This window comes from Pseudoalteromonas sp. S3178, assembly GCF_005886985.1.
In the GTDB taxonomy this organism is placed as follows: Bacteria; Pseudomonadota; Gammaproteobacteria; order Enterobacterales; family Alteromonadaceae; genus Pseudoalteromonas; species Pseudoalteromonas carrageenovora.
Genome location: NZ_PNCW01000025.1, coordinates 104751 through 129636, shown reverse-complemented (window position 1 = coordinate 129636; position 24886 = coordinate 104751). Strand labels below are relative to the sequence as shown.

The 24886-nt window shown below is 39.7% G+C and carries 27 protein-coding genes; 15 read left to right on the top strand and 12 right to left on the bottom strand.

What is annotated here, in order from left to right; all coding sequences use genetic code 11:
* The first annotated feature begins 227 nt into the window (after positions 1–227).
* From CWC11_RS07485 to CWC11_RS07475, 3 genes are read left to right on the top strand one after another with little or no spacing between them, the layout of a single operon-like run.
* Positions 228–656 (top strand): ATP-dependent zinc protease family protein, encoded by a 429-nt coding sequence (locus CWC11_RS07485; protein WP_089346706.1) that lies wholly within the window; start codon positions 228–230, stop codon positions 654–656.
* A gap of 10 nt (positions 657–666) precedes the next feature.
* Positions 667–1572: a 30S ribosomal protein S6--L-glutamate ligase gene (gene rimK / locus CWC11_RS07480; RefSeq protein WP_058549486.1), complete on the top strand. Its 906-nt coding sequence runs from the start codon at positions 667–669 to the stop codon at positions 1570–1572.
* Positions 1559–2617 carry a succinylglutamate desuccinylase/aspartoacylase family protein gene (locus CWC11_RS07475; RefSeq protein WP_138682182.1) on the top strand — a complete coding sequence of 353 codons (1059 nt, stop codon included), beginning with the start codon at positions 1559–1561 and terminating at the stop codon, positions 2615–2617. The genes rimK and CWC11_RS07475 overlap by 14 nt, the downstream gene beginning before the upstream one ends.
* Before the next feature lie 84 nt (positions 2618–2701).
* Here the strand turns inward: CWC11_RS07475 and CWC11_RS07470 are convergent, their stop codons facing one another.
* The 4 genes from CWC11_RS07470 to recQ all read right to left on the bottom strand — a co-directional run bounded on the left by CWC11_RS07470 (position 2702) and on the right by recQ (position 7308).
* A complete protein-coding gene (locus tag CWC11_RS07470; RefSeq protein WP_138682181.1) occupies positions 2702–3274 on the bottom strand; it encodes a mechanosensitive ion channel domain-containing protein in 573 nt (190 codons plus the stop codon).
* A 70-nt stretch (positions 3275–3344) separates the two neighbouring features.
* A complete protein-coding gene (locus CWC11_RS07465) occupies positions 3345–5054 on the bottom strand; it encodes a ShlB/FhaC/HecB family hemolysin secretion/activation protein (RefSeq protein ID WP_138682180.1) in 1710 nt (569 codons plus the stop codon).
* Between the two features lie 138 nt (positions 5055–5192).
* Positions 5193–5477 carry a DUF3630 family protein gene (locus CWC11_RS07460; RefSeq protein WP_138682179.1) on the bottom strand — a complete coding sequence of 95 codons (285 nt, stop codon included), beginning with the start codon at positions 5475–5477 and terminating at the stop codon, positions 5193–5195.
* Between the two features lie 7 nt (positions 5478–5484).
* Positions 5485–7308: a DNA helicase RecQ gene (gene recQ / locus CWC11_RS07455; RefSeq protein ID WP_138682178.1), complete on the bottom strand. Its 1824-nt coding sequence runs from the start codon at positions 7306–7308 to the stop codon at positions 5485–5487.
* Positions 7309–7442: 134 nt separating this feature from the next.
* On the opposite strand from recQ, the gene CWC11_RS07450 reads away from it, so the two are divergent.
* Positions 7443–7898: a thioesterase family protein gene (locus CWC11_RS07450; RefSeq protein WP_171038404.1), complete on the top strand. Its 456-nt coding sequence runs from the start codon at positions 7443–7445 to the stop codon at positions 7896–7898.
* A gap of 129 nt (positions 7899–8027) precedes the next feature.
* Entirely contained in the window at positions 8028–8945 is a 918-nt protein-coding gene (gene rarD, locus CWC11_RS07445; protein WP_138682177.1) for an EamA family transporter RarD, read from the top strand.
* A 10-nt stretch (positions 8946–8955) separates the two neighbouring features.
* On the opposite strand, the gene CWC11_RS07440 is transcribed toward rarD, so the two are convergent.
* Both CWC11_RS07440 and CWC11_RS07435 read right to left on the bottom strand, forming a co-directional pair.
* Positions 8956–10191, bottom strand: a complete 1236-nt coding sequence (locus tag CWC11_RS07440) for a response regulator (protein WP_138682176.1) — start codon at positions 10189–10191, stop codon at positions 8956–8958.
* Between the two features lie 87 nt (positions 10192–10278).
* Entirely contained in the window at positions 10279–10653 is a 375-nt protein-coding gene (locus CWC11_RS07435) for a MaoP family protein (protein WP_104643301.1), read from the bottom strand.
* A 91-nt stretch (positions 10654–10744) separates the two neighbouring features.
* On the opposite strand from CWC11_RS07435, the gene CWC11_RS07430 reads away from it, so the two are divergent.
* From CWC11_RS07430 to ung, 8 genes are all read left to right on the top strand, one after another.
* Positions 10745–11596, top strand: a complete 852-nt coding sequence (locus CWC11_RS07430; RefSeq protein WP_058549494.1) for a LysR family transcriptional regulator — start codon at positions 10745–10747, stop codon at positions 11594–11596.
* A gap of 183 nt (positions 11597–11779) precedes the next feature.
* Complete coding sequence (locus CWC11_RS07425; RefSeq protein ID WP_058549495.1) at positions 11780–12712, top strand: porin; 933 nt, start codon at positions 11780–11782, stop codon at positions 12710–12712.
* Positions 12713–13068: 356 nt separating this feature from the next.
* On the top strand, positions 13069–13881 hold the full coding sequence (locus CWC11_RS07420) for an ABC transporter ATP-binding protein (protein WP_138682175.1): 813 nt from the start codon (positions 13069–13071) through the stop codon (positions 13879–13881).
* Between the two features lies 1 nt (position 13882).
* Complete coding sequence (locus CWC11_RS07415; protein WP_138682174.1) at positions 13883–14887, top strand: FecCD family ABC transporter permease; 1005 nt, start codon at positions 13883–13885, stop codon at positions 14885–14887.
* 4 nt (positions 14888–14891) lie between these two features.
* Positions 14892–16376 carry a cobyric acid synthase gene (locus tag CWC11_RS07410; RefSeq protein WP_138682173.1) on the top strand — a complete coding sequence of 495 codons (1485 nt, stop codon included), beginning with the start codon at positions 14892–14894 and terminating at the stop codon, positions 16374–16376.
* Positions 16366–16965, top strand: a complete 600-nt coding sequence (gene cobO, locus CWC11_RS07405) for a cob(I)yrinic acid a,c-diamide adenosyltransferase (RefSeq protein ID WP_138682172.1) — start codon at positions 16366–16368, stop codon at positions 16963–16965. The genes CWC11_RS07410 and cobO overlap by 11 nt, the downstream gene beginning before the upstream one ends.
* The gene (locus CWC11_RS07400) at positions 16965–17825 is read left to right on the top strand and encodes a cobalamin-binding protein (RefSeq protein WP_138682171.1); all 861 of its coding nucleotides are present in this window, start codon (positions 16965–16967) and stop codon (positions 17823–17825) included. Before cobO ends, CWC11_RS07400 begins: the two co-directional genes overlap by 1 nt.
* A complete protein-coding gene (gene ung / locus CWC11_RS07395) occupies positions 17822–18484 on the top strand; it encodes a uracil-DNA glycosylase (protein WP_138682170.1) in 663 nt (220 codons plus the stop codon). Before CWC11_RS07400 ends, ung begins: the two co-directional genes overlap by 4 nt.
* A gap of 67 nt (positions 18485–18551) precedes the next feature.
* Here the strand turns inward: ung and CWC11_RS07390 are convergent, their stop codons facing one another.
* On the bottom strand, positions 18552–18740 hold the full coding sequence (locus CWC11_RS07390) for a DUF3545 family protein (protein WP_058549501.1): 189 nt from the start codon (positions 18738–18740) through the stop codon (positions 18552–18554).
* A gap of 190 nt (positions 18741–18930) precedes the next feature.
* Entirely contained in the window at positions 18931–19881 is a 951-nt protein-coding gene (gene tal / locus CWC11_RS07385; protein ID WP_138682169.1) for a transaldolase, read from the bottom strand.
* Positions 19882–20106: 225 nt separating this feature from the next.
* On the opposite strand from tal, the gene yaaA reads away from it, so the two are divergent.
* Both yaaA and CWC11_RS07375 read left to right on the top strand, forming a co-directional pair.
* On the top strand, positions 20107–20886 hold the full coding sequence (gene yaaA, locus CWC11_RS07380; protein WP_131692475.1) for a peroxide stress protein YaaA: 780 nt from the start codon (positions 20107–20109) through the stop codon (positions 20884–20886).
* A gap of 124 nt (positions 20887–21010) precedes the next feature.
* Positions 21011–21967, top strand: coding sequence for a mechanosensitive ion channel family protein (locus CWC11_RS07375; RefSeq protein ID WP_138682168.1), 957 nt, complete (start codon positions 21011–21013; stop codon positions 21965–21967).
* A 128-nt stretch (positions 21968–22095) separates the two neighbouring features.
* On the opposite strand, the gene CWC11_RS07370 is transcribed toward CWC11_RS07375, so the two are convergent.
* From CWC11_RS07370 to srmB, 4 genes are all read right to left on the bottom strand, one after another.
* On the bottom strand, positions 22096–22275 hold the full coding sequence (locus CWC11_RS07370) for a hypothetical protein (protein WP_138682167.1): 180 nt from the start codon (positions 22273–22275) through the stop codon (positions 22096–22098).
* A 72-nt stretch (positions 22276–22347) separates the two neighbouring features.
* Positions 22348–22767 carry a hypothetical protein gene (locus tag CWC11_RS07365; protein ID WP_138682166.1) on the bottom strand — a complete coding sequence of 140 codons (420 nt, stop codon included), beginning with the start codon at positions 22765–22767 and terminating at the stop codon, positions 22348–22350.
* 263 nt (positions 22768–23030) lie between these two features.
* The gene (locus CWC11_RS07360) at positions 23031–23351 is read right to left on the bottom strand and encodes a BON domain-containing protein (RefSeq protein ID WP_058549507.1); all 321 of its coding nucleotides are present in this window, start codon (positions 23349–23351) and stop codon (positions 23031–23033) included.
* Between the two features lie 260 nt (positions 23352–23611).
* Positions 23612–24838, bottom strand: a complete 1227-nt coding sequence (gene srmB / locus CWC11_RS07355) for an ATP-dependent RNA helicase SrmB (protein WP_058549508.1) — start codon at positions 24836–24838, stop codon at positions 23612–23614.
* Between the last annotated feature and the right edge of the window lie 48 nt (positions 24839–24886).

Sequence of the window (24886 nt, the reverse complement as noted above, 5' to 3'; positions counted from 1 at the left end):
CTTACAAACTTACCTTTATTTTTAATAAGTTAAGTTTATTTTGTAAAAACATATGCAGAGCCTTTGTGCTGAATAAAACGGCTAATAGCACTAATCAGCAAGGCGCGCATTGTGTGATGAGTTACCTAAAAAGATCAATTTAATTTACTCATCGACTAGATAAATTTATTTCGTTGGTGTTTTTTGACCCGTAGCGTATAAGTCACTTTTTTATTAAGGGCACATTTATGACAGCAAAGATCACAGTTGGTTGGCGTGAGTGGTTAAGTTTACCCGAGCTTGGCATCGAGAAGATTAAAGCAAAAGTTGATACTGGCGCCCGCACTTCATGTATTCATGCAATTAACATTGAAGAGTACGAAGAAGGCGGTGAAAAGTGGGTAAAATTTATAGCCCAGCCTTTGCAAGACGATGAGCAAACACGCATTACTTGCAAAGCAAAGGTTAAAAAAATTAAGGCCGTAACCAGCTCTAGTGGGCAAAAAGAGTTACGGTACTTTATAGAAACAACATTGCATGCAGGGCAGCACAGCTGGCCAATAGAAGTCACTTTAACGAGTAGAGCAACAATGAAGTTTAGAATGTTACTAGGGCGTACAGCCATGGAAAATCGTATAGTCGTTGATCCGGCTTTATCTCATTTATTAGATAGTTAAGGTTTTAACTATGAAAATTGGTATTTTATCTCGCAACAGAAATTTATATTCAACTCGCCGCTTAATTGAGGCGGCGGAAGCGCGTGGTCACGAAGTTAAAGTGATTGATGCACTTCGTTGTTACATGAATATAAACTCAGAGCAGCCAGAAATTCACTACCGCGGTGAAAACTTAAAAGAATTTGACGCAATCGTCCCGCGTATTGGTGCATCAGTTACATTTTATGGCTGTTCTGTATTACGTCAGTTTGAAATGATGGGTGTTTACCCTGTTAACGAATCGGTGGCTATTTCACGTTCTCGCGATAAATTACGTTCGCTACAGTTACTTTCGCGTAAAGGCGTAGGTATGCCGGTAACCGGTTTTGCAAGCAAACCCGATGACGTTAAAGACTTACTTGAAATGGTAGGCGGCGCACCAGTAGTAATTAAGTTACTTGAAGGCACACAAGGCATTGGTGTTGTACTTGCCGAAACGCGTAAAGCGGCTGAAAGTGTTATTGAAGCGTTTATGGGCTTAAAAGCCAATATTATGGTTCAAGAATATATTAAAGAAGCCGGCGGTGCCGACATTCGTTGTTTTGTATTAGGCGATAAAGTAATAGCAGCCATGAAACGCCAAGCTCAAGAGGGTGAGTTCCGTTCAAACCTTCACCGTGGTGGTAGCGCTACACTTGTACGCATTACACCAGAGGAGCGTAAAACGGCTGTAGCTGCAGCAAAAGCAATGGGCTTAAATGTAGCGGGTGTTGACTTACTTCGCTCATCTCGTGGACCACTGGTAATGGAAGTTAACTCTTCACCAGGCCTTGAGGGTATTGAAGTAGCAACAGGTAAAGATATTGCGGGCATGGTAATCGACTTCATCGAAAAAAATGCCGCTATTAAAGGAACAGCAACTCGTGGCAAAGGTTAAAATTAACCGTCCTTTTACCTTATTAGGTGAAAGCGTAGGCGTAGGCGAGCGTAAAACACTTGCCTTAGAGGCAGCTAAACTTTACACCCATTCACCGCTCAATATCCCTATTGAGGTGGTTAACGGTGTGATGGAAGGCCCTGTGCTTATGGTATGTGCCGCTATTCATGGTGATGAGCTAAATGGTGTAGAAGTTGTGCGTCAGCTGCTCTCTAAAATAGATGCAAGCCAACTGCGCGGAACCATAATTGCTGTGCCTATTGTTAATGTGTTTGGCTTTATTCATAAATCGCGTTATTTACCCGATAGACGTGATATGAACCGCAGTTTTCCGGGCTCTGAGCGCGGATCGCTAGCTGGGCGTATGGCACATATGTTTTTTAATCAGGTGGCGGTACATTGTACTCACATTATTGATTTACATACCGGTGCTATTCATCGTACTAATTTACCGCAAATACGCGCTAATTTAGAAGATGAAGCAACCGCTGATATGGCTAAAGCATTTGGCACACCAGCGGTAATAAACGCATCTCTTCGTAATGGCTCACTAAGAAGTGAAGCCGCTAACTTAGGTATACCGGTTATTACTTACGAAGCCGGTGAAGCACTTCGCTTTGATCCTATTGCCATAGCAGCAGGTGTGCAGGGTGTGGATTATGTGATGCGTCATTTAAAAATGATCCGTGGCAAACGTCCTAAAAAGCTACCCGATCCTATTATTGCAGGGTCTACAAGTTGGATACGTGCTGAAGTGGATGGCATTGTGCGCGCACAAGTATCGCTTGGTGAGCATGTAGAAAAAGGCCAAGTGCTGGCGTATATAAGTAGCCCTTTAGGGGATTCTGAGCTTGAGCTTTTAGCGCCTAAAGGCGGTATTGTAATTGGTCAGCAAACTATGCCATTAGTAAACGAAGGGGATGCGGTATTCCACCTTGCTTACTTTGCAAATGACAATAGCTTAGTAGAGCAGCAACTAGAGCACTTTATTGACGAAATAAATGATTTAGATGAAGAGCTTAAAACAGCTGAGCTAAATAACTAGTCTTAATTGTGGTTAGTTAAGTATTAAAAAGCCGCAGTAGGTAATTTACCTACTGCGGCTTTTTTGTGAATATGACTTTTTAAACTATGTCTTTTTAGGGCCAATAATGCGCTTAATTATCGGCGCTTTAGTGGGCTTAGGCTCTTTTTTTAATACCATTACAGGGCGAGTAACAAAGAGGTTATTTGGGTATACAACTCTGTGCCCATCTACATGCTCAAGCACGACATTCATTAAGCCTAGCTCAACAATACGTCCTTCTACATGGTTTGCGCCATCAACAATACGTACCCAGTAGCCAACATGAAAATCGTTTTGAATAAACATTAATAAAAAGGCGGTAAGGTTACTTAGTAACGACCAAGCTGCAAATAAAGCGACCCCTAACATAGCAAACAAAGATGAGCCTAAAACTAATAATCCACGCAGCTCTATACCCCAAAATATGAGCACTAAGCACAGTACTACAAACGCGAGTATTATTTTTAATAACAGCTCAGCTCTAAATTTACGATGAACATCTACTTTGCCTTTTATGGCTTTTTCGAGCAGCTTTTTAGTTATTTTTAATAAAAGAGGAAAAAGTAAAATGGCAATAAGGGTGACAATTAATTTATATTGCGTACCCATTAGCTCTAAAAGCGCAAACAATTCCAAAGTGTGATCCCGTACTATTTTTAAGCGAGTTTAAAGTGCTAGTTTAGCGCTTTCGTATGCTACTCGCTATTTAAAAGGTGTTTTTGACGCTAACTAACCACTGCACCGAATCAACATCGTCGTAGCTATCAAGAGGCGCTGCAATATCAATATGGATCATGGTGCCAGAGTTTGCTCTGCTTGGCGCTAAGCGCAGCCCAATACCGACATTTTTTAAAACATGGTCGTTCTCGCCGTTATCTTCATTATTAAACCAAGCGCGGCCAACATCTAAAAAACCTGCCGCACCCACTTTAAATAGTTGCAGTAAATCATACTCCCAGTAATAGCGCTTTTCTAAACTAACTAAAAAGCTACGATCGCCATGTTGGTAATCCATCGGGTAGCCGCGCAAACCTGTTTCGCCGCCTAATGTAAGCTGTTTATCAGCGGTTAAATTTTTAGCGTACTGCGCGCGAGCTTTAACATACCAAGATTGGTTTTCGCTGGTGTTTAAGTAGTATTGTATTTGGCTGGTGGCTAAAAAGTTTTCTAGTTGTTTTTGTTCTTTATTCCAATAGCCATCAAGCTCAGTACTAAAACGCCAAAGCGTTCTGTCGGTGGTAAAGTGTGCTTTTTTAGCTTTAAAAGAGTAAACGGCTCGGGTGTCGTCATTACTTAATGACTCGTCTGAATAGCCTAATAGTGCTTTTATGTTCCAGCCTAAATTTAAATCTTCAGTGCGAGAAATACTGTCAAAGTTACGCACTTTTATATAGCTGTCTTCAAACCAGTGCCCGCTAACATACGGATAACTCAGCTTTCGGTTTTGAGCAAGCGGGGCAAAGGTAGTGTCAATCTCTTCAAAGCTGTCTTCTTGGTTTACGTAGCCAAGCGTTAGGCGCTGCGTCCAACTATCACTGAGTGCTTTTGAATGGCCTAAAAAAGCACTAAATAGATCGGTCGTTTGATCAAACTCACTGTATTCATCACCACGGCGATACAGCGATTCTTCTCTTTGCTCAGAAAAACTTTTAATACCATAACTATAAGGTGTATCTATGGCATAAAACGGGTAGGTAAGCTCTAATAAGTGGCGTTTACCATCGCTGTTGTCGGCATATTCTAAACGGCCGCGGTAGCGGGTTGAAAAAATATTAGGATCGTCATACACAAACAAGTAACCATTACGATCGCTGTCGGTTGTACGTGCAAACGATAAACGTTTCCCCCAACCGAATAAATTAGACTCTCGAAAGCCAATACTCGATTTATTTTCGCCACCGCTGCGGCTAAAACTGATTTCAGGTAATAAGGTCCATAAATCGCGGGTTACTACGGTTACATCCACATTGCCGTCGCAGTTTTCTGTGGCGCTTATTTGCGCATCATATAAATAATTTTGACGGCGTAATAAGCGCTCTGACTCAGCCAGCTTTTTAGCGTTGTATTTATCGCCTTGCTTAAACAGTAAAATATTACTGATAACATCTGGCTCGGTTTGAATATGGGCGCGGTTAGCAAAGCGAAAAAGCGCGTTATTTTCTTCTTCAAGCTCTGTATTAAATACATTGAGTTGGGTGAGCGTAATTGAAGCTATTTGCGCATCACTTCGGCTATTAAACAGTGTGGTTTTGTCTTCTACTTCTCGGCGCAGGTTTTTATTTTTTTCTAAATGGGCTTGAGTGAGTGGGCAAGTGTCGGTTTTATCAGGCGCTTGCTGAGCAAGTGCGCTAGGCACGAAAAAGCTTAAAACACTTAAGCTAATACAACATTGTGCAATCCATTTCTTATTCACCATTAAACCTCTTTACTACTTAGTAGCAACTGCCGATCATAATATCAGCTTACATCATTGTTATTACAATGTAAGTAAAAGGTATGGATTTTGAAACTAATTAATTGTTACCGTTATGCACCTTTGTTAATGAGTGCAGTTTTAGCTTAAATAAAAGGCAAGGGCTGCTAATAAGTGCTCGGCCTCTAGGCCTTCACCGTTAATCCAAATGCTTTCGCTGTAATGCTCAAAGTTTAAATTAAAAGTATGTTGTTGGTAGCTAAAACGCAGCTGATGACGATCTGCGCCACCAGAGTATTCGTTGATTGTTATTTCATCTGAATGTAAAAATAAAGTGCTCCACAGCTCAAAATCTTCATCGTGTGGTGGCTCTGTTGGATTAACAATTATGCATTTATGGGCGTGATCGTATTCTATTTGGGTCATAGGGTTCTTAATTGGTCGCTAGGTAATTGCGAATTGCAGTTAAAAATTCGCCGCCATACTTGTTTAGTTTGGTAAAGCCAACTCCCGACACTTTTAAAAATTCGCTGTCGTTTGTAGGCATTAACTGCGCCATTTCGGCTAACGTTTTATCGTTAAATACAACATAAGGCGGTACATCGTCGGCATCAGCGAGCTCTTTACGCAGAGCACGTAAGCGGGCAAATAGTTTTTTATCGTAATTAAATTGGGCAAGTTTGTCTTGGTATACGTGTTTAGCTTGCAGGCGAGGTTCAGCCATTTGTAGTGCGTATTCACTTTTAAGTACCGCGCGGGCAGCTTCGGTTAAGCGTAGTGATGCACCTTGCGTTATATCTTGGCTTAGTAAACCCTGATGAATAAGTTGGCGCAAAATACTAAGCCAAAATTCACTACTTTTATCTTTACCTATGCCGTATGTACTTAGTTCATGATGGTTGTTGTCGCGTATGCGGCTTGTATTAGCCCCGCGTAATAACTCAACAATATAACCTAAACCAAAACGCTGCCCAGCTCTGTATACACACGAAAGCGCTTGTTGGGCAACTAAAGTACCATCAAAACTTTTTGGCGGATTTATGCAAATATCGCAGTTACCGCATTGTTCGCGTTTATATTCACTAAAGTAATTAAGGAGGATTTGACGTCTGCAGGTTTGTGCCTCTGCAAAACTTGCCATGGCGTTAAAGCGTTGTTCTTCTACGCGGCGGCGTTGCTCATCATCTATATCTTCAAAAAAGCGCCTAACGCGGCCAATATCAGCCGGGTCAAAATACATTATGGCTTCTGCGGCTAAGCCGTCACGACCAGCACGCCCGGTTTCTTGATAATAAGCTTCTATGCTTTTAGGAATATCGTAATGCAATACAAAGCGCACGTTAGGTTTATTTATTCCCATACCAAATGCCACAGTCGCGACCACTATTTGAATGTCGTCACGGGCAAAACCGGTTTGTACAAATTGGCGTTGCTCGTTACTCATACCCGCATGATAGGCGGCGGCATTTAGGCCTGCATCGGCAAGTTTTTCGGCTATGTCGTCAACGCGTTTGCGGCTGGTGCAGTAAATAATACCACTTTGATTTTTTTGCTCTTTTAAATAGCGCAGTAGTTGCGCCATAGGCTTAAATTTTTCTTCTATTGTGTAGCGAATATTAGGGCGATCAAAGCTGCCAGTATGGATATAGGGCTGTTGTAGTTTTAATTGTTCAACTATATCAAAGCGAGTGGCTTTATCGGCTGTGGCAGTAAGCGCCATCATCGGTACATGAGAAAAACGTTGTTTAAGCTCGTTTAATCTAAAGTAATGCGGTCTAAAGTCATGTCCCCAATGGGATACACAGTGCGCTTCGTCTATGGCAAAGAGGCTTACATTTAGGTGCGATAAGCGCCCTAAAAAGTCACGCTGCAATACTTTTTCAGGGGCTACGTATAATAGTTTAATTAATCCCTGATGGAGCTGTTGATACACTAATTGCTGTTCTTCTCGCCCTAAGCTGTTATTTACATAAGCAGCTTTAACACCTAATGCTTGTAATTGCGTAACCTGATCTTGCATTAACGATATAAGTGGAGAAATAACAATAGTAACGCCATCAAGTACTAAGGCCGGAACTTGGTAGCACACTGATTTACCACCGCCTGTAGGCAGCAATACCAGAGAATCTTTACCGCTAATAGCCGCATCAATCACTGCTTTTTGGCCATCGCGGAATTCGCTGTAGCCAAACACTTGTTTGAGGACAGTTTCGGGTTTGCGCACTAGAGTGCTAGAAGGTTGCGTTAATGTAGTCATCGGCGGGTATTTTAGTGTTTTTTTTATAAGATGTCTTTAGCTTAAAGGTAAATGATTTGATCAGAGCCTCGTAGTTTTGCTCAAGTTATGCTTTACTCATCGTACCAGTGTTGATTTAAACATAGAGAATAATAATGAATAAAGAAATGTTAATTGAACAAGTAGGCGCGTTGTTTGTAAGTGGTATGCCATTTAACCAGTTTTTAAACATATCAGTGGAGTCGCTAAGCCCTGAACAAGCTAAAATAAGCTTTCCTTGGCAGGATGTGTTTGTTGGTAACCCTGCGCAAAAAATTCTCCACGGCGGAATTATTTCAGCCGTACTTGATAATGTCGGCGGTATGCTTGCAGCAGCCAGTGTAATAGACAAACTAACCGATATAGATGTGCCAAGTGTGCAGCAAAAGCTTGCTACATTAGGCACTATTGATTTACGCACCGACTATTTACGCCCAGGTAAAGGGGAGAGCTTTATAGCGAGTGCCACACTTATTCGTTCAGGTAATAAAGTATGTGTGTGCAGAATGGAGCTGCATAATGAAAAGTCAGTACAAATAGCTTTTGGCACAGGTACGTATTTAGTGGGGTAAAGCCACTAATTAAGTACTGCTAAATAAAAAGCTTTGCCTTGCGTTTAGGTTTACTCGCCTCAAAATAAATCACTTAATAGTGCGAATTGGTATAAACTGTCGGCCTTTTAGTATGAGTAAGTTGTATTTATGTCGATGGAAAACGAGCAGCGTAAAGGCGGTATTTTTGCCTGTTTAGCCTTTTTAATGTGGGGCTTAGCACCGATTTATTTTAAGCAAATTCAACATGTTTCTGCTTTTGAGATTTTAACTCACCGCGTTGTCTGGTCGGTCGTATTTTTAGTACTTGTAGTGAGTGTGCTTAAATATTGGGGTAAGGTTAAGCGCATTGTTGTTCAGCCAAAAATTATGCTTATGTTGGTTATAACGTCTTCTATATTAGGCTTTAACTGGGGCTTATTTATTTGGGCCGTTAATAACAACCACATGCTTGACGCCAGCTTAGGTTACTACATAAACCCGCTGCTTAATGTGTTACTAGGTATGCTGTTTTTAGGCGAGCGCTTACGAAAACTACAAGGGTTTGCGGTATTTTTAGCATTTGCTGGCGTGGTACTACAGCTTGTTAGCTTTGGCTCGTTCCCTGTGGTAGCGTTTTCACTGGCTACCTCATTCGCTATTTATGGCTTGTTACGTAAAAAATTACCAGTTGAAGCACTTCCTGGTATTTTACTCGAAGCACTGATTTTACTGCCTGTCGCGTTAATTTATTGGTGGGTAATGGCTCCTACAGCCACATCAGATTTGGTAGTAAATGATTGGCATACAAATGTATTGCTAATTAGTGCCGGTATTATTACCACTTTGCCACTGCTTTGTTTTACTGGCGCTGCTAAGCGCTTGCAGTACACTACACTGGGCTTTTTCCAATACATAGGGCCAAGCTTAATGTTTATGCTAGCTGTGGTATTTTACGATGAAGTGTTTGATGCCGAGCGAGTTATTACTTTTGCGTGTATTTGGAGCGCTTTAGCGATATTTACGTGGGACTCGTATCATCAGTCGCGTAAACGTAAAAAGGCGGCAATAACAGCCGCCGAGGTGTAAGTGTTACAGCCTAGCTAACTACTTTATTACGGCCGGTTTCTTTAGCGTCATACAGCTTTAAATCGGCCTGTTTTAATAGCTCATCAATTTTATAAACAGGGCCACTTACAAAACCAATTGAAATAGTAAATTTGATTTTAGCGCTACTAAACTCATGGCTATTAGCTTCTATAAAGTATCTAAATCCTTCAAGACGTTTAAGGGCTTCTTGTTTTTCTACATCTATAAAATAAACCGCAAACTCTTCACCACCCAAACGCGCTACAAGGTGCTTTTTAAAGTACTTTTTAAAGCATATAGAAAGCCCTTTTAATACTTCATCGCCTACATCGTGTCCGTGGGTATCGTTAATTGATTTAAAGTGGTCAATATCAAGCATGGCAAGTGCACCATCGCCGTTAGTGCGCTTAATTTGCTTGAGTGATTTTTCAGCCTCTTCAAAAAAGTAGCGGCGGTTAGGCAAGTTTGTTAAGTAGTCAGTATTTGCTTGGCGCTTAATGGTGGCAATTTGCTCTAACATATCTACGTTTTGACTAAGGCGACAGTAAAATTCTTCGCTATTAAAAGGTTTGTGCAGATAATCGTTAGCGCCATTTTTTAAAAATAAGCTAGAAAGCGCTGAAGAGTCAGCCCCAGAAATACCAATAATCGCTTTTTCATCGTTACTGTATAGGCTACGAATTTGTGTACATAATTCGTCACCATTCATATTGGGCATTTCGTTGTCAGTAATTATTACCGTGATATCTGGTGAGGCTTCAAGCATTTTAAGTGCCTCAACACCATCTTTAGCTTCTATTGTTTGGTATTTGTGTCGTGCGAGTAAGCTGCAAATATAGCGACGTGTAGAGGTTGAGTCGTCAACAACGAGTACTTTTACGTTTTCATTACGGGGTAGGCGCAGTAACTGCTTTTCTAAGTATTGATAAGCTTGTTTGTTTTCTTTGGTTATGTAATCAATTATTGGGTATTTTTCTACCGTGTCGCGTGTTTGCTGATCGATATTACCAGTCATTACAATGGTAGGAATTTCTGCAGCTATAGTACAGGGGACAGCTTCGCCTGTTGGCGCATCAGGTAAAATAAAGTCTACGACAGCGCAAAAGTAAGCGTTTGAATTTAATAGTTCTTTAGCTTGAGCTAACGACTCGGCGATATCAACATCGTAGCCAGCTTTAAGCGCAATGTGCTTTTGCACACGCGCTATAGTAGGCGTATCTTCAATTATTAGTATTTTTCGCGTCACGTAGCTACCTTGTTTAATATTTTGCAAAAGTATTTGCTAATACAAGTTGTAACTGCTAAAACGCAAAAAAGCAAATAACTTAGTGGCTTACAAGCTATCTGCTTCTGAATAATACTCTTGGCTAATGGGTGCTGGCCCTGACATTTTAGAACGACCAAATAATGTGTGGAATTTAGTTTTACAGGTTGTTAGTTTTAAGTATTTAACCCACGCACGCTCAATTGGGTTTGTAGGCTCTAAAGAACCCGTAACCACCGCTACAAATTGTTCTTGATGTTCATTTTGTGGCGCTATAGTTTTAGAGTATAAGCCTTTTAAAACAACTCCGTGCTGTTCTAATATGCTGGCTTCTAACAAGGTGAAGTTTCCGCTGCGGCCAAAACCACGTGGAAAGTTTTGATCATCATAAAATTGACGTTGGCTAACAAATGCTTGGCGTAGTAGTGAAATATTATTGCTCATAACTTTATCCTCATACCCTATTAATTAGTTGGAGTATGATGCAAGTTTGGTAATTTATTAAACAAATTATTTTTATCGTGAGGATAAAAAATTGGATATAGATTTATTAAAAACATTTGTAGAAGTAGTGCGTACTCGCCACTTCGGTAAAGCGGCCGAAAACCTCTACATAACGCAGTCTGCAGTAAGTTTTAGGATTCGCCAACTTGAGCAAGGTCTTGGGGTTAATTTATTTATACGCCAACGAAATAATATTCAGTTAACGGCGCCCGGTGAGCGTTTATTACCCCATGCAAAAATGATAATTACTGGTATGCAGCGCGCAAAAGTGGATGTGGCGCTTGCTGATAATATGCATAAGCAGGTAACACTTGCTGGTACACCTAATATTTGGGATGCATTTTTACAGTTTGGTATAACTAATATAGTGTCGGCTATGCCTGGGGTGTCGCTTGTAGCTGAAGTTAAAGCGCAGCAAGAAAGTACACGACTCCTTTTAGAGCGCACACTCGATTTGGCTATTTTGTTTGATCCGCCAAAGGTTGACGAGTTAGTGGTTGAGCGTATCTGTGAGCTGCCAATTATTCCAGTAAGTGCATTTGACACCGCAACAAACGAAAACTTTTTTGATAACCAATATGTGTATGTTGACTGGGGCACTACTTTTTCACTTTGGCATGCTCGCCAGTTTACAGGTAAAACGCCCCCTTATTTTAGAACCAGTACAGGGCGTATTGCGCTTGATTTAATACTGCAATGTGGTGGCAGTGCCTTTATACCTCAGGTGCTTGTGCAAGATCACCTTGATAAGGGTGAGCTGTTTCATGTTAAAGATGTGGAAAATACTTCACGAGATATATTTGTAGCCTATCATAGAGACAATGAGCAAAAGGAATTAATAGAAACTTTAATAAATTTATTACCTAAAGTAGAGCTGACTTAGCAAAAGCTTTTATTAGGTACTAATTTGCCTGATTAGTGAACATGTCCTTTTGATTTCATAAATAATGCAGTTTTATTAACTTTAAAAGACAAAAATATTTCATTTGTAATATTTTTGTCATTTAGTGATGCCAAACTGCAGCTGTTTTAAAAATTAGTCTTTTGTGATTATCGAGGAAATAACATGAAATTTGTAAAATCGAGCTTATGTGTCGCTTTATTAAGTGGTTTATCTTTTAATGCGCTTGCAGACGTTGATGTTTACGGTAAAGCGAATGTTACTGTGCAGTCGTCTGATGATGGTGAAGGGTCTTTCACAGAAATTAAAAGTAACGCATCTCGCTTTGGTCTTAAAGGTTCTGAAAAAATAACAGACGGCCTAGAAGCGGTTTATAAGTTTGAGTTTCAAGTAGACGTGTCTGATGCTGACTCAAAAGGCGACAACGACGACAATATTTCTGCTCGTAACCAATATGTTGGCTTAAAAGGCGCATATGGTCAGGTAGTTGTGGGTCGTAACGATACAGCCCTTAAACAATCTCAAGGTAAATTAGATTTATTTAACGACCTTGAAGGCGATATTAAAAACGTATTTAAAGGTGAAAACCGTTTAGGTGATTCAATTACTTATACATCTAAAACATACGAAGGTTTTAAATTACTTGCTACTTTTATTGCCGAAGATGACGTAGATGCAGATAACGGTTATTCATTAGCGGTTACTTATGGCGATGTAGCACTTAAAAATAGCGCTATATATGCGTCAATAGCAGCCGATAGCGAAGTAAATGGCTACGATGTTGTACGTGCGTCAATTCAAGGTAAAGTTGAAAACTTTAAACTAGGCGCAATGTACCAAACGCAAGAAACAGTGGATGGCAGTGCAGAAGCTGACGGTTACTTACTAAACGCAGCTTACAGCATGGGTAAAAACACCTTCAAAGTACAGTACCAAGCAATGGACTTTGACGATAGCGACGATAAAACTGCGGTATCTGTAGGTGTTGATCACAAGTTTAATAAAAACATTAAAGTATTTGGTTTTTACTCAAGCTTCGACATGGACAACAACGTTGACCAAGATTATGTAGGCTTAGGTATGGAATACAAGTTTTAATTATTCGCTAAATTAGTTAAAACACTCCCTTTTTAACCGTGCTCCTTTGAGCGCGGTTTTTTTTGCTTTAAATTCTTTACCCGCCCATAATAGACCCTCATTTGGAATGAGGTGCAAACCCTCAACTATTCCCGTAACTGTAATTAGCATAAAGCTTTAAGTCAGATACAAATGAGCAATACTAATTAGCATAAATATTTGAACAATTTAGCGAGTTAAATTTATCGCTTAATAGCTTCTGTATCTAAGCAGATTGGTAAAATTTTTTTAACGAGCGGGTTTACTCATTTTTTATTAATGCACTAGGTATTGTTAGCTGTATTGTTAGTGAGTGCACGCCTACCAAGGACTCACTGTTGCACAATAAATCAGCGCCAAACACGCCTTTACTTAACGTTAATAATGTTTCGTGGGGGATTGCCAATAAAAGCATTTTAAATAATATTAATTTGCAAATATCGCCAGGTAAGTTTGTGGGTCTAATCGGGCCAAATGGGGCGGGTAAGTCGAGTTTGCTACGTTGTTTATATCGTTTTAACCGGCCAATATCAGGGCAGATTACTTTTAATAACCACGATATTTGGCAACTTAAAAGTGAAGATTATGCAAAGCAAGTCGCTGTGGTACTTCAAGAAACACCTTCGCAATTTAACCTAAGCGTATTTGACGTTATTGCGCTTGGGCTTACTCCTCATAAATCGTTATTTAGTTCAGTAACCAACAGCGATAAACAAAATATCATCCAAGCTATCAACACTGTAGGGCTTGAGCAACACAGTAATCAAAGTTTCGAATCGCTCTCTGGCGGTGAAAAACAACGCGCTTTAATTGCTCGCGCGATTGTGCAGCAACCTCAGTTATTAATTATGGACGAACCAACCAGCCATTTAGATGTTAAATACCAAATACAAGTTATGGAGCTGGCTAAATCGCTCGGTGTAACTGTATTTGCATCGTTTCATGATTTAAACCTAGCTGCTGCAATGTGTGATGAACTGCTTGTTATTAAAAACGGCGAAATTACGCATTCGGGTACGCCAACACAGGTATTAACCGAAAACATGCTAGCTGAAGTCTTTGGTGTATGCGCTCAAGTAAATAGCCATCCACAGTTATCTAAAGCGGGAAATAGCATTCCTCACATCACTTACTTTTATGGTTATGAATAATATGAGCGCAGTTAATACTCGTCACTCACTTGCACTATTTATAAGCATTGCAGCTGCATTATTTAGCTTATTTGCAGCACTTAGTTTTGGTGCGGCAGATACTTCACTTGAGGATGTGTTAAATAGTTTTTTACTTTCAAATGAAGTCTCTTTTAATACGCGTATTATTTACGAGCTAAGGATGCCACGTACGTTACTTGCGTTTATGGCAGGCGCAGGATTAGCAATTGCAGGGCTTATTTTGCAAACCGTCACGCGCAATCCGCTCGCTGATCCATACTTATTCGGTATATCATCGGGGGCTTCGTTTGGAGTGGTAGTACTTATGGCTGTTACAGGCATTAGCGCTGGTTTTATGTTATCTACTGCGGCGCTTTTAGGCAGTTTGGCTGCAATGAGTTTATTAATACTTATAGCCGGTAGGCAGCAAAGTGCTCAAGTTGAGTCTATGTTGTTGGCAGGTGTTGCATTGTCGTTTTTATTTAGCGCATTTACTAGCTTGTTACTTTATTGGAGCGATCCTCAGGCTGTTGCGGCTATTTTGTTTTGGACGTTAGGTAGCTTTGCACGTGCGCAATGGGCAACGCTTTGGTTGCCGTTAGTCGTTATTGTTGTGTGCATTGGTTTTATGCTGAGCTTCAGAAGGCAGCTTAATGCAATGCTATTGGGCGATGAAAGCGCCATAACGCTAGGTGTGCGGGTACATCGATTTAGAATTTTAATGCTTGTTTTAAGTTCGTTAATAACCGCAGTGCTGGTGGCAATGTGTGGTGGTATAGGCTTTGTAGGTTTAATGGTACCGCATATTGTGCGCTTTTTTATATCACAAGGTAGTGTAGCTGGCCTATTAGTGACGAGCTTAGTTGGCGGCACATTTATGGTGTGGGTTGATGTGTTTTCACGCTCATTATTAAAAAACCAAGAGCTACCTGTCGGTGTTATTACTGCTGCAATAGGTAGTGTGTTTTTTTTAAGTTTATTGTTTTTTAGAAAATCTAAGGTGTAGTCCAATGAAAACCCTAATGGTTCAAGGCACTACATCAGATGCGGGTAAAAGCACGTTAGTAGCGGCGCTTTGCAGAGTGTTTGCAAAGCGAGGAGTAAATGTTGCTCCATTTAAGCCACAAAATATGGCACTTAATAGTGCAGTAACTAAAGATGGCGGCGAAATTGGTCGTGCGCAAGCTTTGCAAGCAATAGCGGCTAAAGTAGAGCCCGAAATAGACTTTAACCCCATATTACTTAAGCCTAATAGCGACACTGGCGCACAAGTTATTATTCATGGCAAAGCTATTAGTAATATGGAAGCGGGTAAATATCACGACTATAAAAAAGTGGCTATGGATGCAGTACTTACCTCGCATAACCGCTTAGCTAAACGTTTTGATTTATTACTGGTTGAAGGTGCTGGTAGCCCGGCTGAAATTAATCTACGTGAAAACGACATAGCAAATATGGGTTATGCAGAAGCGGTAGATTGCCCGGTCATTATCATTGCTGATATTGACAAAGGCGGCGTGTTTGCACACTTAGTGGGAACATTAGCGCTGCTAAGCGAATCAGAACAAGCGCGCGTAAAAGGGTTTGTTATAAATCGCTTTAGGGGCGATTTGAGTTTGCTACAAGGCGGACTAGATTGGCTAGAGCAATACACAAATAAGCCTGTGCTTGGTGTACTTCCATATTTGCACGATTTAGCCCTTGATGCTGAAGATGCCGTTGCGATAGATAACAAAGTGACGAGTGCCACCATTAATATTGCAGTACTTTTATTGCCTCATATTAGTAACCATACCGACTTTGATGCACTGCGTTTGCATCCCAATATTAATATAACGTATGTACGCCACACGCAAACGATTCCAGCAGTTGACCTGATCATTGTGCCGGGTAGTAAAAATGTGCTCGGGGATTTAACCTTTTTAAAAAGCGAAGGTTGGGATACACAAATAAAGCAACACTTACGCTATGGTGGCAAAGTACTTGGTATTTGTGGTGGTATGCAAATGCTGGGATATACCATAAACGATCCTGATGGAGTTGAGTCGTCGTTAAAGCAAATAATGGGGCTTGCTCTGTGCGATTTTGAAACCACACTGAGCACGCAAAAAGTACTCTCTAAATTATCAGCAACACTGCAGTTAAATGATTTACAAACACCGTGTAGCGGCTACGAAATACATGCAGGTGTTAGTAAAGGGCCTGCGCTTAATAAGCCATTTTTAACTTTTACTGAGCATCCTAATGGATTTGTAAACGATGGCTTTATTAGTGATGATAATGCTATAGCAGGCACTTATTTACATGGTTTATTTGATGAGGCCAGCGCCACATCGCAAATTTTAAACTGGGTAAAACCAGAGGCCGCAATAAAGCCAATTAGTATTGCCGAGCACCGCGAACAGCAATTAGAACGCTTAGCAACTATGTGCGAGGCACACTTAAACATACAACAAGTTATATCGATTTATGAAGGGCACAATAATGACAGATAAAAGCAACGATAAGCACAATCAACGCCAGCAAAAAGTAAAAGAGCAGGTAGATGCGCGTGTTGCCGCCGCGCAAGACGTAAAAGGTATATTCCAAGTAATTACAGGAAATGGTAAAGGTAAATCAACCTCTGGCTTTGGTGTGGTTGCGCGCTGTGTTGGTCATGGTAAAAAAGCCGCTGTATGTCAGTTTATTAAAGGTACGTGGGAGTGTGGCGAGCGTAATTTATTACAAGGTGCAGGTGTTGAATTTGCAGTAATGAATACAGGGTTTACATGGGATACACAAAATAAAGAGGCCGACACTGCTGCTGCCCAAGCAACATGGCAAGAGTCTAAGCGTATGCTTGCAGATAGCAGTATTGATTTAGTATTACTTGATGAACTTACTTACATGGTGACTTACGGCTACATTGACCTAGACGAAGTGGTCAGCGCGCTTAATAACCGCCCACCTATGCAGTCGGTTATTATTACCGGTCGTGCAGCGCATCGCACTTTAACCGATCTTGCAGATACAGTAAGTGAAGTACGTAATGTAAAACATGCGTTCGACTCAGGAATAAAAGCGCTAGAAGGGTTTGATTACTAATGTACAAAGCGCTTTTAGTTGGACTTGGGCTATGCAGTTTATTAGGCAATGCAGCTGCAAATGAAGTAACAAATCCTAATAAGATACGTGTAGTGGCACTTGCGCCGCATATAGTAGAAAACCTATTTGCTATAGGCGCGGGGAGTAATATTGTCGGTACTGTTGATTACGCCGATTACCCAGCTGAGGCTAAAAGTATTGAGCGCATTGGTGGTTACTATGGTATTTCCCTTGAAAAATTATTAGCGCTAAAACCTGATTTAGTAATTGGTTGGAAAAGTGGTAATCAAAGTGAAGATTTAGAACAAATTAAACGCCTTGGTATAAAAGTACATTTAAGTGATCCCAAAAAAATAGAAGAAGTTGCAAACGAGCTGATTACTTTTGGTAAATTTACTGGGCGTGTTGAGCAAAGCGAGCAAGTAGCAAACGCATTTATTACTAAGCTCAAAAAAATTAAAAAACAGCAGCAAAGCAAAAAAATATTAACTGGTTTTTATCAACTATGGCCAGAGCCAATGATGACGGTAAGTAAAAACACATGGATAAACCAGCTCATTGAAACATGTCATGTAAGTAATGTGTTTGCACAAAGCGATACCGACTACCCGCAGATTAGTATCGAAAATGTTGTTATGACTAAGCCGCAAATTATTATTACCCCTGATGAAAAATCAAAAACACCACAACCGGTTGTCGATTGGCAAAAATGGCCAGAAGTACCTGCGGTTAAAAATAATCATTTTATTAGTGTAAATGCCGATTTATTGCATCGTTTTTCGCCGCGTATGCTCGATGGGCTTGCTGATATGTGTGATAAAATAGATGTATCACGCAAACAAATTAAGAGCACACAATGAGCGATTGGTCAGGCTTTTTACAAAGCGAATTACAGCAGCCCTATATGCTGAAAACCTTAGATTATGTCACTAAGCGCAGAGAAGAAGGCGTTGCAGTTTATCCGCCAGAGCAACAAGTATTTAACGCTTTTGATGCAACAGAACTTAACAACATTCGAGTGGTTATTTTGGGGCAAGACCCTTACCACGGCGAAGGACAAGCACATGGCTTGTGTTTTTCGGTATTGCCTGAGGTTAAAAAACTGCCACCGTCGCTTAAAAATATGTACAAAGAGTTAGCTATCGATATTACTGGCTTTACTATTCCAGCACACGGTTACCTGCAGAGCTGGGCAGAGCAAGGCGTATTTTTGCTTAATACGGTACTTACTGTTGAGCAAGGGCAAGCGCATTCTCATAAGCATTTAGGATGGGAGCAATTTACCGATAACGTAATTGCGCACATTAATGAGCACTGCGAAGGTGTAGTATTTATTTTATGGGGCGCACATGCGCAAAAAAAAGGTAAAAGTATAAACAGTGCACGTCATCATATTTTAAAAGGGCCGCATCCTTCGCCGCTTTCTGCACATCGTGGTTTTTTTGGCTGTCAGCACTTTTCAAAAACTAATGACTTATTACAATCACAAGGTAATAAACCCATTAATTGGCAGGTTTAACTAAAAGCAACGCATTAAAAAGGCTTTCATATAGTGAAAGCCTTTTTGTTTAGTTGGTTGTAAAGGATTAAAAGTCTAGCTCGTCAATCGCAATACTGTCTGTTAAGTAATCGTATTCTTCTAGTTCTTTACGTAAACGGTGTTTGTCTTTTATTGCTTCTATTTCCCGCCACTTTCTTTTTTTATTTTTTTGAGAGGTTTTCCGTGTTGTATTAGGACCTTCTAATATCTCTAATATATCGTTTAGGCTATCCATGTACTTCTCCTATTGATTTTATTGACCTCAAGAATACCTATACCACAGGCCTAGCTAAAATAGAATAAAAAAGTGACATTAATGTTACAAAAGTGTGATTGATTGATGAAGGTTTATGCAAATAGTTAGTGTTTTTTAGACATAAAAAAACGCCGCAATTGCGACGTTTTTTAATGTACGTTTAAACCAATTACATTGCTTTAAAACGTGCTTCTAATTGTTCTTGTGCATCAGCAAAAGAGCGAATACCTTCGGCTAGCTTTTCAGTCGCCATTGCATCTTGGTTATGTAACCAACGGAACTGGGCTTCTGTAAGCGGCTCAGGTTTTGGCTCTTTAGGAATATCTGTTTCTAGCAAGTATTCCTGTGCGCCTTTTAAATTACCTAGGTCTTCTAAAAGGTTAGGGCTAATAGTTAGCTTGTCACAACCTGTAAGGGCAATAATTTCGCCCGTGTTACGAAAGCTTGCGCCCATAACAACCGTTTTATAATCATGACGTTTGTAAAATTCAAAAATGCTACGAACCGACTGAACACCAGGATCTTGTAGCGGATCAGTTGGTTTCTCCATGCCGTTAGCAACGTGCCAATCTAAAATACGGCCAACAAATGGTGAGATTAAAAATACGTTTGCATCGGCACACGCACGTGCTTGGGCATCGCTAAATAATAAAGTAAGGTTACATTTAGTCCCTTCTTTTTCTAGCTGCTCAGCGGCTTTAATGCCTTCCCACGTAGACGCAACTTTAATTAAAATCTTGTCTTTGCTTACGCCTTCTTTTTCGTAAAGGCTAAGTAGCGTATGGGCTTTATCAATTGTAGCTTGGGTATTAAACGAAAGACGAGCATCTACTTCTGTAGAAATGTAACCCGGTACAATTTCACTAATTTCTTTACCAAGCAATACTGCAAAGTAATCACATGCAAGTTCAAGTTGTTTAGCAGCATCTTGCTCGGTTTCTTTTGCGTAGCTCCAAGCTTTATCTAGGTAAGGCTTATAAGCTTCAATCTCACTCGCTTTTAATAAAAGCGATGGATTTGTGGTTGCATCTTCTGGTTGATGCTTTTTGATCGCTTCAATATCGCCAGTGTCGGCTACGATAGATGAATGTTGTTTTAGCCTTTGTAGAGCTGAAGTCATTTGCTTTCCTCATTCCAAGCAAGTTAAAAGAAAATCTAAACACCCTTAATATATACAATCCATACTGCAACAGTGTGACAATGCTTGATAGGTCTTATGTCCTTATCAATAGAATAACGGCGATGTATGAGTTATTTAAGGGAGGATTTATTTAAACAAAACGTGCTTTTCGTTTCATTTAATGTTGAAATTGACATTAAATAAATTACAAGTCAATAGCTAACTATGATCACTGTTATTTCACCAGCGAAAAATCTTGATTACGACACGCCACCCGCAACAGACAAGTTCACTCAGCCTGAATTACTAGAGCACAGCGAAGAGCTCATGAAAGTATGCCGAGAACTAACACCAGCGCAAATTGGCAGCCTAATGAAAATTAGCGATAAGCTCTCTGGGCTTAACGCAGCACGCTTTAGTGAGTGGGCGCAGCCGTTTACACAAAGTAATGCTAAACAAGCAGTACTTGCCTTTAACGGCGATGTATACGGTGGTTTAAATGCCGCCACACTTACCGCGAGTAACCTAGAGTACGCTCAAAGCCATTTACGCATTCTTTCTGGTTTATACGGGTTATTAAAGCCACTTGATTTAATGCAAGCTTACCGCCTAGAAATGGGTACCAAGCTTGAAAACCCTCGTGGTAAAAACTTGTATGAATTTTGGGGCAGTATTATTGCTAATAAGCTAAACGAAGTAACAAAAGCGCAAGACGCACAATACCTCGTTAACCTTGCTTCAAACGAATATTTTAAAGCGGTAGATAAAAAAGCGCTTAATGCACAAATTATTACGCCACATTTTAAAGACTGTAAAAATGGTCAGTATAAAGTAATTAGCTTTTACGCTAAAAAAGCGCGCGGCATGATGGCCCGTTACATTATAGAAAACCAAATAACGCAGTTAAGCCAATTAAAAGAGTTTACTGTTGCGGGTTATTACTTTAGCCCCGAGGCAACAACTAAAGATCTTGAACCGGTATTTATGCGCGACGAGCAAAACTAACGCGTTTTATTTAAGCTTAATAATTACTAAAAGAGCCATGCATTGCATGGCTTTTTTATGCTGGCGCTAAACTTGCTAACTTCATCTAATATTAATGAGATGACGAATAAACAGGTGCAAAAATATGATAAGTATTCCTTCAGTTGGCGAAGCCGAAAAACTCATAGAAGAAAAGCTCGGCGGATGGTTTGATGTAGTAATAAGCCATATCCCAAACTTTATAGTAGCGGTTGTTATCGCTATTGTATTTTCAATACTGGCGCGCTTTGCCGGTAAGCTGATGAAAAACGTATTAAGACGCTCGCTCGATTCAAAACAAATAGCCGATTTAATGGCCTCTATTTTTAAAGTGATTGTTTTATGTGTCGGCTTATTTATAGCTTTAGACTTTATGGGGTTAAAAGGCACTGTAACCTCATTGTTAGCCGGTGCGGGTATTGTTGGTTTAGCTATAGGTTTTGCATTTCAAGACATGACCGAAAACCTAATAGCCGGTATAGCTATGGGAATACGCAAACCATTTAAAGCGGGTGATGTAATTGAAACCGACGATGTATTTGGCTCAGTACATTCAATAAACCTACGTAATACCCTAATAGAGAGCTTTTACGGGCAGTTAATCCTAGTACCAAACAAAGTATTATTTAGAAACGTGTTAAAAAATTACACCACGTTAGGCGTTAGGCGCATAGAAGTGCCAGTAGGCATTTCGTATGGTGATGATATTGAAAAAGCCAAAGACGTTATAGTTGATAAAATTAACGAATTTGATTTTGTAATACGCAAAGACGAAACTGCTGTATACGCAGAAGGTTTTGGCGACAGTAGTATTAATCTACTTGTGTGGTTTTGGATTAAATACCCTGGCGAGCCAGACTTTATGACAGTACGCCACAAGGGCGTAGTGGCAGTTAAACAAGCACTTGATGAAGCTGATATTAGTATTCCATTCCCAATACGTACTTTAGATTTTGGTATAAAAGGCGGCGAAAAGCTTGATGCCATGATAAGCGATAAAATAAGCCAGCAATCAGCAAATAAAGACAGTGGTGATGATGCTGATTCAAGCCAAAGTGAGTAATTTAGTTAAAGCTCATTAGGCAAAAGCATTGGGAAATAGTTACTTACCAACAGCGCATTTTTACAGAGTGAAAGTGCGCTGTTGGTTTTTATAATGTGGGTAAAACTTTGCTAATAAGCATGTAAATTTTAAGGAGCTTTTTTACCTAGATATTCTTTCCCACAAAACTGACAAATAATAGTTTCATTATTATTCACTTGAGCTAATGAAAATGTCATTTTTCTTCCACAGCTTTCATTAGTACAAATACGTTCTAATAATTTATTTAAAAACTTCTTACGATCAATTTTTATTGGCTTTCTAGTCATTTTGGTACTCACCTTTAAGTTACCTAATGCTTTTTAAATAAGCAGATAGAGGCTTTCGTTTAAATTTTATGGCTACTTATCAGAAATCATTACTTTTTCACTATTAGTTTCGGATGAGTTGCTTTCGCTTTCTACTTGCTTGGGCCATAAAAAAGTGAGCACAAAAGCTAATAGTACACCAACTATTGTAGCTATCGTTGGATTTTCAGTAATCAGTTTTAAGATTATCTTATGCTGTTTTTTTGGGAACACGTAGTCTCTACCTTTATCAGTAAGATAAATATCAACAGCAGTCCAGGAAGGTACCTTGTCAGCAGAAAAACTTAGTCCAAAAGTTGCTGAGTTCGAGGAAATTAAATTATTATTAATAAGGTTTTGAAAATTCCTTATGAATTTAGGATTGAAATGATCATGGCCTAAATCTATAAGTTTATTTATATCGGTTGGCTCTTGCACAAAGCATTTTAAAAGCTTCATATCTATATCATGCATAACTATAATTCCTTTATTTTTAGTAATCCATCATTAAATAGTTTTACGCTTATTCTATATTTATTAAAACTAAATTGTTTTTTTTAAGCAATTGATATTTAGATATTGGGAACTATTTAATCGCTCTTAAGGTTTTCAGGTAGACTTTTAAAATAGAAATATTAGGTCAAGGTTTAATGATAAGTATAAAAAAGCGCAGCTTATGTTGGAGTAACAAGCCGCGCTTATGAATTAGTTATACAAATAGGTTTATGTGGTGCGTATTAAATAACGCTAATTTTATTACGAATGATTTTAACCCCATCCATATTTTCTAAAAACTTTTGAGCTAGTGCACGTTGAAAACCAGTTTGTGCTTCACCGTATAAATCAACTTCACCATTTTTTACCTGCACTCGAATATCGTTTAGCTCTAAATTAGGGTTAGTGCGTAGTGTATTCGTTATTGATTGCTGTAAGTTAGGTTGAGTGGCTACACTGCTTACTACGGCCATGTTGGTTGCTGCACTTACCTTTGTAGCGCAAGCTAATAAAAATAAACAACAAAATGATACTAAAGCGATAGTTAACTTGAAGCGGTTCATAACTTTATCCTTACATTACGGTGAATAGTGCAGCAATTATTTGCTGAGTTATTCTTACAGTTACAATTTCAGTGCCAAAATTAATACATTGAAATATAAGGATATTTTATTAAGTGAGAATTCAGGTGGGCAATAATTACATTTTACTGGGTATGAGTTACATGCTTGGATTACATTTGTAACGGGTACAAAGGGCAGAGCCTATAAGGGTTTCGTTAAAAAGCCGGCTAATGCCGGCTTTAATATAAAAATGTTTTAGGTTACTTTTTCTTTTTAACCTTCGCTTTTTTCTTAGCTTTCATTTTTACTGGATCTTTACGCTTTTTAGCCGGTGGCTTAGCTTCTTTATGTTGCGGCTCAATACCTTTAATTACACGGCGTTTAAGTTTTTGCTCAATGTAGCGCTCTACTTTATATAAAATGCCAATGTCGTGTGCTTCAACAAGCGATATTGCTACCCCTTTTTTGCCAGCACGGCCTGTACGACCAATTCGGTGTACGTATACATCTGCTGTGCGCGGTAGGTCAAAGTTAATTACATGGCTGATGTCTGATACATCTATACCACGCGCTGCAACATCAGTAGCGATAAGTATTTTAGTACGGCCACTGTGAAAGTTTTCCATGGCTTTCATGCGCTTATCTTGTGGCATTTCACCACGTAACCACGCCGCTTTAACGCCATTATTAGTAAGCTCACCAATTAGCGTTTCAAGGCGCTCACGCGTTTTAACAAACACAATAGCTTTAGTTACGTCTGGGCCATTTAGGGTGTTTACTAAAAGCTCTAGTTTATGATGGTAATCATCCGCAAGGTGAACCCACTGGTGAATTTTTGCTTTTTCTTTGCGTGACGATTCAGCTTCAAGTAGAGCAGGGTCGTTTAGCGTTGTTTCTGCAAATCGTTCTACGCTATCGCCTTCAAGTGTTGCCGAGAATAAAAAGCACTGACGACGGTTTTTAGCTTCGTCACAGATACGGCTCATTTCCTTTTTGAAACCCATGTCTAACATGCGATCTGCTTCATCAATAATAAGCATTTCTACATGTTCAGCATGAAAATTTTCAGTTTCTAGGTATTCCATTAATCGCCCTGGAGTGGCAATTAATACATCATTATTTTTTTCAAAAATCTCTTTGTGAGTACCGTAGTTAATGCCGCCCGTTACCACGCCAATTTTTAGGTGCGTACGTTTAGCAAGTAGTTCACACTGTTCATGAATTTGATACGCCAGCTCACGTGTTGGGGTCATTATTAATACGCGGGCAAAACCAGGTTCACGACGTGGAAAATCCAATAAGTATTGAATAGCAGGAATTAAAAATGCCGCTGTTTTACCTGTGCCAGTAGGTGCAGATGCTAAAATATCGCGCCCCTGTAGTGCCTCAGGAATAGCTTGTTGTTGAATGCTAGTTGGCGTTTCGTAACCCATTTTATCAATGGCGTCGAGTAGCTTGGTATCAAGATCAAATTCAGAAAATTGCATAGAGTGTCTAAAATAAGGGACAATTACCTGCAATTATACGCGCTATAC